This is a genomic window from Brevibacterium luteolum (assembly GCF_025147615.1).
GTDB lineage: Bacteria > Actinomycetota > Actinomycetes > Actinomycetales > Brevibacteriaceae > Brevibacterium > Brevibacterium luteolum.
Genome location: NZ_JALXPM010000072.1, coordinates 1 through 9,129, shown reverse-complemented (window position 1 = coordinate 9,129; position 9,129 = coordinate 1). Strand labels below are relative to the sequence as shown.

Sequence of the window (9,129 nt, the reverse complement as noted above, 5' to 3'; positions counted from 1 at the left end):
TCTGCCGAGGGTCAGTCGATGACCTCGCCATCGATGATCTCGGGATCATCCCCGTCATCGTCAGCCTCGCCTCCCGTGACAGAGGTGAGGGTCAGACCCTCCCCAGCGCCCGCCTCGGCGCTGGTGTCCGGGCGATCGACGCGCACGGTGTCGCCGTCGCGCACAGCACCGGCAAGGATCTCGCGAGCCAACCGGTCGCCGATCTCACGCTGGACGAGCCGGCGCAGCGGGCGAGCGCCGTAGGCCGGGTCGTAACCCTCCCGGGCGAGCCACTCGGCGGCCGCCGGAGTGATCTCCAGGTTGATCCGGCGCTCAGTGAGCCGGGCCTGCATGGCAGCGATCTGCAGGTCGACGATCCGGGCGAGCTCGTCCTGGCTGAGGGCATCGAAGATGACGATGTCATCGAGCCGGTTGAGGAACTCGGGCTTGAACGCCGAATGCACCACACCCATCACCTGTTTGTGCTGCTGTTCGACGTCGAGCGTCTGGTCGACCAGGAACTGCGAGCCCAGGTTCGAGGTGAGGATGAGGATCGTGTTGCGGAAGTCCACGGTCCGGCCCTGGCCGTCGGTCAGGCGACCGTCGTCGAGGACCTGCAGCAGGATGTCGAAGACATCCGCGTGGGCCTTCTCCACCTCATCAAGCAGCACCACCGAATACGGGCGGCGGCGCACCGCCTCGGTCAGCTGACCACCAGATTCGTAACCGACGTATCCGGGAGGCGCACCGACGAGACGGGAGACCGAGTGCTTCTCGCCGTACTCACTCATATCGATGCGCACGAGCGCGCGCTCGTCATCGAAGAGGAAGTCGGCAAGCGCCTTCGCCAGCTCGGTCTTGCCCACACCGGTCGGGCCGAGGAACAGGAACGAACCGGTCGGGCGGTTCGGGTCCGAGACCCCGGCGCGCGAACGGCGGATCGCATCGGCGACCGAGCGCACAGCAGACTGCTGGCCGATGAGCCGGCGGCCGATGTACTCCTCAGCATGCAGGAGCTTCTCGCGTTCACCTTCGAGCAGCCGGCCGGCGGGAATGCCGGTCCAGGCTGCGACGACCTCGGCGATGTCGTTCTCAGTGACCTGGTCGCCGACCATCGTCTGCGCACCGGCCCTGGACTCAGCCGCCTCGGCTTCGGCGATCTGCTTCTCCACGGCCGGGATCTCGCCGTAGAGCAGGCGCGAGGCCTTCTCCAGGTCGACGTCGCGGCGGGCAATCTCGGCCTGCGAGCGCAGCTCGTCGAGCTTCTCGCGCAGCTCGCCGACGCGGTTGATGTCCGCGCGCTGTTTCTCCCATGCGGCGTTGAGACCGGCGAGCTCCTCCTGCTTGTCAGCCAGGTCCTCGCGCAGGGCGGCCAGGCGCTCGACCGAGGCCGGATCGGATTCCTTGGCCAGGGCCATCTCCTCCATCTTCAGCCGGTCGACGGCGCGGGAGAGCTCGTCGATCTCGACGGGAGCGGAGTCGATCTCCATGCGCAGCCGGCTGGCGGCCTCATCGACGAGGTCGATGGCCTTGTCCGGCAGCTGACGGTCGGCGATGTAGCGGTTCGACAGGCTGGCCGCGGCCACGAGTGCGGAGTCGGCGATCGTGACCTTGTGGTGGGCTTCGTAGCGCTCCTTGAGCCCGCGCAGGATCGCGATGGTGTCCTCGACACTCGGCTCGCCGACGAACACCTGCTGGAAGCGGCGTTCGAGCGCGGGATCCTTTTCGATGTTCTCGCGGTACTCATCAAGCGTGGTGGCACCGACCATGCGCAGCTCACCGCGGGCGAGCATCGGCTTGAGCATGTTGCCGGCGTCCATCGAGGAGTCACCGGAGGCACCGGCACCCACAAGCGTGTGCAGCTCGTCGATGAAGGTGATGACCTGGCCGTCGGAGGACTTGATCTCCTCGAGCACAGCCTTGAGGCGCTCCTCGAACTCACCGCGGTACTTCGCACCGGCGACCATCGCGGAGAGGTCGAGGCTGATGAGGCTCTTGTTGCGCAGCGATTCGGGCACATCGCCGGCGACGATGCGCTGGGCGAGGCCTTCGACGACGGCGGTCTTGCCGACGCCGGGTTCGCCGATGAGCACCGGGTTGTTCTTTGTGCGGCGCGAGAGCACCTGCACGACCCGGCGGATCTCCGAGTCACGGCCGATGACCGGATCGAGTTTGCCCTCGCGGGCCTGGGCGGTGAGGTCGACGCCGAACTTCTCCAGGGACTGGAAGGTGTCCTCGGGGTTCTCGCCGGTGACCTTTCTGCCGCCGCGCACCTCGGGCAGGGCGGTGAGTAGGCCGTCGCGGGTGACGGACTGGCTGGTCAGCAGCCGGCCGACCTCGCCGGTGTCAGCGGCGGCGGCGATGAGCAGGTGCTCAGTGGAGACGAATTGGTCGCCGAGGGCCTGCATCTCCTGTTCGGCGTTGTTGATGAGCTGCAGTGCCTGACGGGACAGCTGGGGCTGGGAGACCGACGAGCCCGACGCCGACGGCAGACCGGCGACGGTCCGCTCAGCCTCTGCCCGGATGGCGGCCGGGTCGGCGCCCATGTGCTCGAGCAGGGCGGCGGCGATGCTCTCAGGCTGGCTGAGCAGTGCCGCGAGCAGGTGAGCCGGCTCGACCTGCGAGTTGCCGCGGGTGACGGCATCCTTGACCGCTGCGGAGAGCACCTCCTGCGATTTGGTGGTGAACTTGGCTTCCATAGGAGTTCCTTTCGGCGCCGGCATACCGACGCGGATCAGCATGAATGTGAATCTTCTGATCAGCACAACACCGTCAAACTTGAGTCTATTCCACTCAACCCTGGTTTTCGAGAGGTTTGATGCGCGTCCGCCACCCGTGAGGAAGGCTGCGAAAGTCCCATCTCAACGCCGGTGGTCGCACGAGTGAGGCGCTCGCCAAAGGCCCGATCAGCTCAACGGGCACCGCCCTTTAGGCCACAGCAGATCGGTTTCCGACGGGCCCACATGCGCAAAATGTCGGGACCATCGGACAGTCAGTCGGAGTTGGTCTGACCCACCAGCACATCTGACACAGCACGGGCAAAACGGGGCGCACCACTTCGCAACAGCTTCGCGAGCAAGGTCTCCACGGTGACCGGCGGCCGCCTCATTGCAGCCGCTTGGTCTTTCACAACTCGGCAGATCGCACCCGGACTCAGGTCAAGTTGATCCAGCAAGAAGTCATCGAGCCGAATCGCTTCCAACCCGAGAGGTTCTAGAACCCTTTCAGGGAAGTCCTTGGTGTTCTCGGTGATGATTGCATCAGCGCGACCGCGGAGGGCAGCCGCGACTACGTGCCGGTCATCAGGGTCGGGTAACTCGACAGCTCGCTCAATGGGCTCCCATCCTTCGACGAGGGCGTCCTCAAACGCATAGTCCATCGAACGAAATCGGCTGAGGAATCTACTCTCGTCCACCTCTGGGTGAATTCGCGCTAACGCCTTTAGCGCCTCGTCGACAACCTTGGCCGACCACAAGGGACGAAAGGTCCCCGCATCAGCGATACGCAGCAAGGTGTCACACGGCGCAATGGGCACCAACACGCATGCGTCAAGGAAGACTGTGAAGCGCGACATCAGTCACGACTTCCGTGCCTCAGCCAGCGCCTCCCGATAGGCCGCGGGCTCGACATCGTATAGACCGTCCTCTTCGGCTTGCCGAGTCAGCTCGTCCAGCCGGCTGCGGCGTTCCGCGCGCTTGCGTTCCCGATACGCCAGAACATCGTGCAACCGAAGCCTACGGTGCCGCGACTGTCCGAATCGCTCGAACGGCAACTCATGCTCTTCCAGTAGACGTACCAAGGTATTCCGGCTTACGCCTAGCAGATCGGCGGCCTGTTGTGTTGTCAGCTGCTTGTCGATCGGCTCAATACTGACGGATGCTCCTCGTTCCATCGCGCTCACGACCCTGCGGAGCACCTCGTACGCAGGGAGTGGCAACGGGATCTGTTCACCGTCCGGACCCAGAAGCGCAGCTGGAGCAGGCTGATTCTCCAGGAAGCGCGCCAATTCGAGCATGTCGTGGAGATCCTCAGGAGGTTCGACGACATGCTCGTCTCGCGCACCCCGGTTCTTGGTATTGCTCATGCCTATATTATCGCCCAAAACGGTCAAATCAGCCATATCGACCATACCTTCGGATGCAGAACCGCATCTTTGACCAGACGCCAGAGCGCCACAAGCGCAGGCGTCCGTGGCGGGTGTCACACTGGTGCCATGACGAACGAATCTGCCACCACCGCCTCGGGACCGGCCACCACTGATGCACCTGTCACTGTCACCGTCGAGGGCGCGGTCGCCCTCGTCATGATCGATGCCGCCCAGACCCGCAACGCCCTGTCGATGCCGGTCATGGGTGCGCTCATCGACGCGCTCACCGAGATCGGCGAGCGCACCGATGTGCACGCTGTTGTGCTCTCGACTGCCGGGCACGTGTTCTGCTCCGGCCACGATCTCAAGGAGATCCGCGGGGCCGACCATGCCCGGCAGCAGGAGATCTTCGAGCGCTGCTCGCAGCTCATGCTGCTCATCCAGTCGATCCCGCAGCCGGTCATCGCCGCTGTCCAGGGTGTTGCCACGGCGGCCGGCTGCCAGCTGGTGGCCACCTGCGATCTCGCAGTCGCTGCCGAATCAGCCCGGTTCGGCACCCCGGGTGTGCGCATCGGGCTGTTCTGCTCGACGCCGATGGTCGCGCTGTCGCGGGCGGTGCCGCGCAAGACGGCGATGCGGATGCTCATGACCGGTGACCTGCTCGATGCCGAGCAGGCGCTTGCCTTCGGGCTCGTCTCCCACGTCGTCGCCGATGACGAGCTGGCTGCTGCCGCTTCGCAGGTGGCGCAGACGGTCGCCGAGGCGTCGGCTGCCACAGTGGCGATCGGCAAGCAGGCGTTCTACCAGCAGATTCACCTCGATACGCCGGGCGCGTACGCGCAGATGTCAGAGACGATGGCCGCCAATGCCGTCATGCCCGATGCGCAGGAGGGCATCGATGCGTTCCTGACGAAGCGCCAGCCGCAGTGGCAGCACCGCACGGACGGCACCTGAACCAGGTCGCGGGACGGGCGGCCGAGCCGGGACCGGGCGGGGTCAGCCGGCGGTGGCGTCGAAGCGGTCGAGGAACCGCTTCGCCCAGCCGGTGGGCTTCGGGTCGACTCCGTGCAGGGACATGCGGGCACCTCTGGCCTTCCCGCGCTCGGTCGCGGTGAAGGTGGGGTGACCGCCGGTCGACAGAGTGATGAGCGCCCTGCCGTCCCAGCCGGTGTCACGCAGCACCTCGATGAGCCCATCCTGGCTGACCGCACTCGTGAGGTCCTGGCTGTCGGTCTGGTGGAGATCGATCCGGAAGTCAGCGCCCGTGCCGCCGACGTAGTTCGACATGCGCACTGAGGTGAAACCGGCATCCCACAGGGCGGTCAGCAGGTCGGCATGGGCCGGCCACTCTGCGGCCGGAAACCTCGAGCTGTCGTCCGGGTAGGCGGTGTTGCTGACGCTGAGCTCAACGTCGCCGGGCAGCGGCCACGTGCTGCCGCTGAGCAGGTCGGCAAGCTCGCGCAGCTCGGTGCTGGAGCGGGTCACGACGTCCATCGACTGCCGCTTGAGGGCGATGTGCTCGACGGTGATGCCGCGCTCGGCCAGCAGGTCCCGGGCCTGGAAGTAGGCGTCAGCGTCCGCCCGCCCGTCGCCGAACTCCACGCGCAGCCCCTCAGCAGATCCCGCCGTGAGGTCAGAGAGCTCACCGGCCCCGTATTCGGCGGCGAAGACGTCGAGGACGTCTGGGATGTCGGCATCGTGTTCGACGAGCACAGTCGCATCGGGACGTTCGAGGGAGTGCGTCCACTGGACGGTGAAGGGCAGGCTGCCGGCCTGCTCTGCGGTGTCGTAGAACCGGGTGATGGCGTCCTGGACGCCTGGTTCGGACATGTCGACACGGGCGGTGACGCTCGGCTCCCAGTCGTCTCCGTCCCCGCCGGAGGTGCCTGGGCCGTGTTCGACGAGCTCGACCTCGTCTGCTGCCGCGGCTCGGCGCACGCCGAGGAGGAGCTGGCGCTCACCGGCGGCAGCGTCGGTGAGCCAGCTGCGCATGTCGGTGCCGAAGGCGAGCGTGACGCTGGCGTTCATGTTCTCGCCGATCTCCCCGCCCGTGACATCGGGCAGGCTGGTGAGGAACGGCAGCTGGGAGAGGTTGAGCGGTCCCGGCTGCGGAATGCTGGTGGTGACATCGTGGACGACGTGCCCGACGGTGCCGGTGAACCGGCCGGACTCCACGCTCACCTCCGGTGGTCCCTGCGGGTAGCGGTAGTCGTTGACGCGTGCGAGGAGGGCTTTCGCGGTGTCGTCGAGGGCATCGGGATCGGTGTCTGCGTCGACGGTGACGGTGACGTCGGTGCCCGAACGCGTCACCGCGGTGACGCCGGCCAGACCCTCGATCTCCGTGACGAGCTCGTCGTAGGTCGATTCCGGCAGTGGTTTCGCCGGCTGCGTGCACGCGCTCAGCGCACCGCCGGTGAGCAGCAGACACAGCAGCACCGCAACGATCCAGAGTCGTCGCGGCCGGAGATCAAGGTGCGGTGTGCTGCTCATGCCTCCAGGCTATGGACGGGCACCGGCCGTCCGGTCACAGCGATGTGCCGGTTCGGGCACACCGTCTGCAAGCGGCGACCACCGCCTCGGGAACGGGAGAACCACCTCGGGAACGGGGTGCTCAGGGGAGTCACAGCAGACACGGCGCGGGCAATGACGGCAGGCCGCGGGCGGGCGCATTAGCCTGATCGCAAGGAGAGGAGTCGAAGTGAGAGTCGTCGTCACGGGTGCTGCCGGTTACGTCGGTCAGGCGATCGCCCGCAGGCTGGCCGAATCCGGTCGCAGGGTCACGAGCGTCGGGCTGGCCGACCCGCAGATCAGCGGGGTCGAGCACCACGAGTGGGACATCCGCGAGGAGATTCCCCAGCAGCTGCGGGGCCGGCTGCGCTTCACCGATGCCGTCGTCCACGCTGCGGTCATCGACGACGACTGGGCGGGCGAGGACGAGCTGCAGGCCGTCAACGTCACCGGCACCCGCCATGTGCTCGACGCGTTCCCCAAGCCGCGGATGATCTGCCTGTCCAGCACGGCCGTCTACGCGCCGGCCGATGCGCACCGCTACCTGTACGAGGAGGGCGGGCCGGTCGACCCGGACCGGTACCTGTGCGCCTATGAGCGCATCCGCGCCGAGGCCGAACGGGTCATCGCCCGGGTGCGGCCCGAAACGCTCGTGCTGCGCCCGAACGCCGTGTACGGGCCAGACGATACGACGCTGTGGCCGATCCTGGAGCGGATGGCCGAGGGCGGTGTGCTCAAGCTGCCGGCAGGCGGGCGGCACACGATGACGATGACGCACGTCGACACGCTCACCGCAGCCGTCGATGCCGCGCTGACGAAGCCGGAGGCCTACGGGCCGATGAACATCGGCGACCCGCAGCCCTATGTCGTGCACGAAGCGCTCAACACCTACCTCGGGCGGTTCGGCCACCCCTCGCTCGAACTCGACACGATCGCCGCCGACCTTGCGCTTGTCAAGGCGTGGTTCGCGGAGCGCAAGGCGCGCCGGAAGAAGCGCCGCCCGCCGTACACCCGGCATGCGATGCGGAATCTGGCTCGGGAGCGGACGTACAGTCTGTCGCGGATGCACCGGATGCTCGGGATCGAGGGTGTGCAGGGGCTGCGCCGCTCGGGTGCGGCTGCCGGGCGGGTGCCGCGACGCGACTGAGGGGCCCGCCCAGGTGGGCAGACCCCTCAGTGTCTGTGGTGCTGATGGCGCTGGTGACGCGGCCTAGAGCTGGCGGCGCCGGTTGGCCATGGTGATGAAGGCCAGCAGCAGCGCGAGAACTCCGACGCCGATGCAGATGTAGCCGACCATCGTCAGGTCCATGACGCTCCAGGCGTCTCGGACGGCGAAGGCCAGGATCGCGCCGATGAGGATGAGGAAGACTCCGACTCCGAATCCCATGGGTTGCTCCGTTTCTGTCGCGCCGGAGCGCTGATCGCGCCCGACTCGGTCAGTTTCAGTATTGACGAAGTGCCCGCCTGAGACAACGACCCGGCGGAGTTTGGTGATGACAGGTGTGCAGGCACCGGTGATCTGAGTCGTTTCGGATGCATCTGCGGTGCCCGAAGTGCCGGTCGCGGGGATCTCAGACGGCGGGCTGGGAGTGTCGGTACTGGCCAGGGGGGGTCGCGGAGGATCGGGCAGCTCATGCAGCGCGGCCCGCCGCGGCTGCGGCCGAGTTCGGTGCCGGCGATCGGGATGACATCGATGCCGTGCTCGGCCAGCAGCGTGTTGGCACCGGTGTTGCGGGCGTAGGCGATGACCGCACCAGGAGCGACGGCAAGCACATTGAGGCCGTCGTGCCACTGCTCGCGTTCAGCAGCGTAGGGGTCCTGGTCGGGGACGAGGACGCGCATCCTCTCGCGGCCGAGCGCCTCGGCCATCGCCGAGTGCATCTGCGCGGCCGGATAGTCGGTGATCGACAGCTCGCCTGACTGGCTGCCGGGGGTGATGAGGTAGGACGGCAGCGGGTCGAGGCCGCCGTAGCAGAGGAAGGTCCGCTCATCGACCATCGTCATGACGGTGTCAAGGTGCATGAACGACCGCCGCTCAGGCATCCGCAGCGCCAGCACCCGTTCAGCCGCTCCTGCGGTCATGAGGGTGCGGGTGAGCCGTTCGACCCCGGCTGGGGTGGTGCGCTCGCTCATCCCGATCATGACCGCGCCGTTGCCGAGGACGAAGATGTCACCGCCTTCGGTGGTCGCGATCCCGGATTCGCCGCCGGCACTCCAGTGGGCGAAGCCGGCGGCTGCGAAGCGGGGATGCCAGCGGTAGACGGCCTCGTAGCTGATGGTCTCGCGTTAGCGGGCGCGCTTGCGCATCGAGTTGATCGCCACCCCACCGTAGATCCAGGCAGAGGCGTCGCGGCTGTAGAGGTGGTTGGGCAGCGGCGGCAGCACGAAGTCACCGTCATCCAGGTCGGCCAGCCACAGCGAGCCGGGCACTGCGACGCGGTCGACCACCTCGCGTTTGGTGATCCCGCCGATGAGCACCGCGGTGAGCTCGGTGGCATCCATGGCCGCGAGCATCTCGGAAAGCGGTGCGGCCGCGACTGGGCCGCAGGCACGCT

At 67.1% G+C, this 9,129-nt stretch carries 7 protein-coding genes and 1 pseudogene; 2 read left to right on the top strand and 6 right to left on the bottom strand.

What is annotated here, in order from left to right; genetic code table 11:
- Positions 1 to 11: 11 nt before the first annotated feature.
- The 3 genes from clpB to M3C25_RS12685 all read right to left on the bottom strand — a co-directional run bounded on the left by clpB (position 12) and on the right by M3C25_RS12685 (position 4,063).
- Positions 12 to 2,678, bottom strand: coding sequence for an ATP-dependent chaperone ClpB (clpB, locus tag M3C25_RS12695; protein ID WP_259857102.1), 2,667 nt, complete (start codon positions 2,676 to 2,678; stop codon positions 12 to 14).
- A gap of 293 nt (positions 2,679 to 2,971) precedes the next feature.
- On the bottom strand, positions 2,972 to 3,553 hold the full coding sequence (locus M3C25_RS12690) for a PIN domain-containing protein (RefSeq protein ID WP_259857100.1): 582 nt from the start codon (positions 3,551 to 3,553) through the stop codon (positions 2,972 to 2,974).
- Between the two features lie 3 nt (positions 3,554 to 3,556).
- Positions 3,557 to 4,063, bottom strand: coding sequence for a helix-turn-helix domain-containing protein (locus M3C25_RS12685; RefSeq protein ID WP_259857099.1), 507 nt, complete (start codon positions 4,061 to 4,063; stop codon positions 3,557 to 3,559).
- A gap of 129 nt (positions 4,064 to 4,192) precedes the next feature.
- Here M3C25_RS12685 and M3C25_RS12680 point away from each other — a divergent pair, with 129 nt between their 5' ends.
- Complete coding sequence (locus tag M3C25_RS12680) at positions 4,193 to 5,020, top strand: enoyl-CoA hydratase (RefSeq protein WP_102163103.1); 828 nt, start codon at positions 4,193 to 4,195, stop codon at positions 5,018 to 5,020.
- Positions 5,021 to 5,062: 42 nt separating this feature from the next.
- Here the strand turns inward: M3C25_RS12680 and M3C25_RS12675 are convergent, their stop codons facing one another.
- Positions 5,063 to 6,556, bottom strand: coding sequence for a hypothetical protein (locus M3C25_RS12675; protein WP_259857097.1), 1,494 nt, complete (start codon positions 6,554 to 6,556; stop codon positions 5,063 to 5,065).
- 208 nt (positions 6,557 to 6,764) lie between these two features.
- On the opposite strand from M3C25_RS12675, the gene M3C25_RS12670 reads away from it, so the two are divergent.
- Positions 6,765 to 7,721: an NAD-dependent epimerase/dehydratase family protein gene (locus M3C25_RS12670; RefSeq protein ID WP_259857095.1), complete on the top strand. Its 957-nt coding sequence runs from the start codon at positions 6,765 to 6,767 to the stop codon at positions 7,719 to 7,721.
- Positions 7,722 to 7,784: 63 nt separating this feature from the next.
- On the opposite strand, the gene M3C25_RS12665 is transcribed toward M3C25_RS12670, so the two are convergent.
- Together M3C25_RS12665 and M3C25_RS12660 are read right to left on the bottom strand one after the other, a co-directional pair.
- Complete coding sequence (locus M3C25_RS12665; protein ID WP_259857103.1) at positions 7,785 to 7,916, bottom strand: DUF6458 family protein; 132 nt, start codon at positions 7,914 to 7,916, stop codon at positions 7,785 to 7,787.
- Positions 7,874 to 9,076 (bottom strand): annotated as a pseudogene (locus M3C25_RS12660) (arginine deiminase). The gene M3C25_RS12665 and the pseudogene M3C25_RS12660 overlap by 43 nt, the downstream one beginning before the upstream one ends.
- Positions 9,077 to 9,129 lie beyond the last annotated feature (53 nt).

Excerpts from the sequence above, each read along its gene's own strand:
- clpB (WP_259857102.1), bottom strand. The coding sequence starts at position 2,678 with ATGGAAGCCAAGTTCACCACCAAATCGCAGGAGGTGCTCTCCGCAGCG.
- M3C25_RS12675 (WP_259857097.1), bottom strand. The coding sequence starts at position 6,556 with ATGAGCAGCACACCGCACCTTGATCTCCGGCCGCGACGACTCTGGATC.
- M3C25_RS12680 (WP_102163103.1), top strand. The coding sequence starts at position 4,193 with ATGACGAACGAATCTGCCACCACCGCCTCGGGACCGGCCACCACTGAT.
- M3C25_RS12685 (WP_259857099.1), bottom strand. The coding sequence starts at position 4,063 with ATGAGCAATACCAAGAACCGGGGTGCGCGAGACGAGCATGTCGTCGAA.
- M3C25_RS12690 (WP_259857100.1), bottom strand. The coding sequence starts at position 3,553 with ATGTCGCGCTTCACAGTCTTCCTTGACGCATGCGTGTTGGTGCCCATT.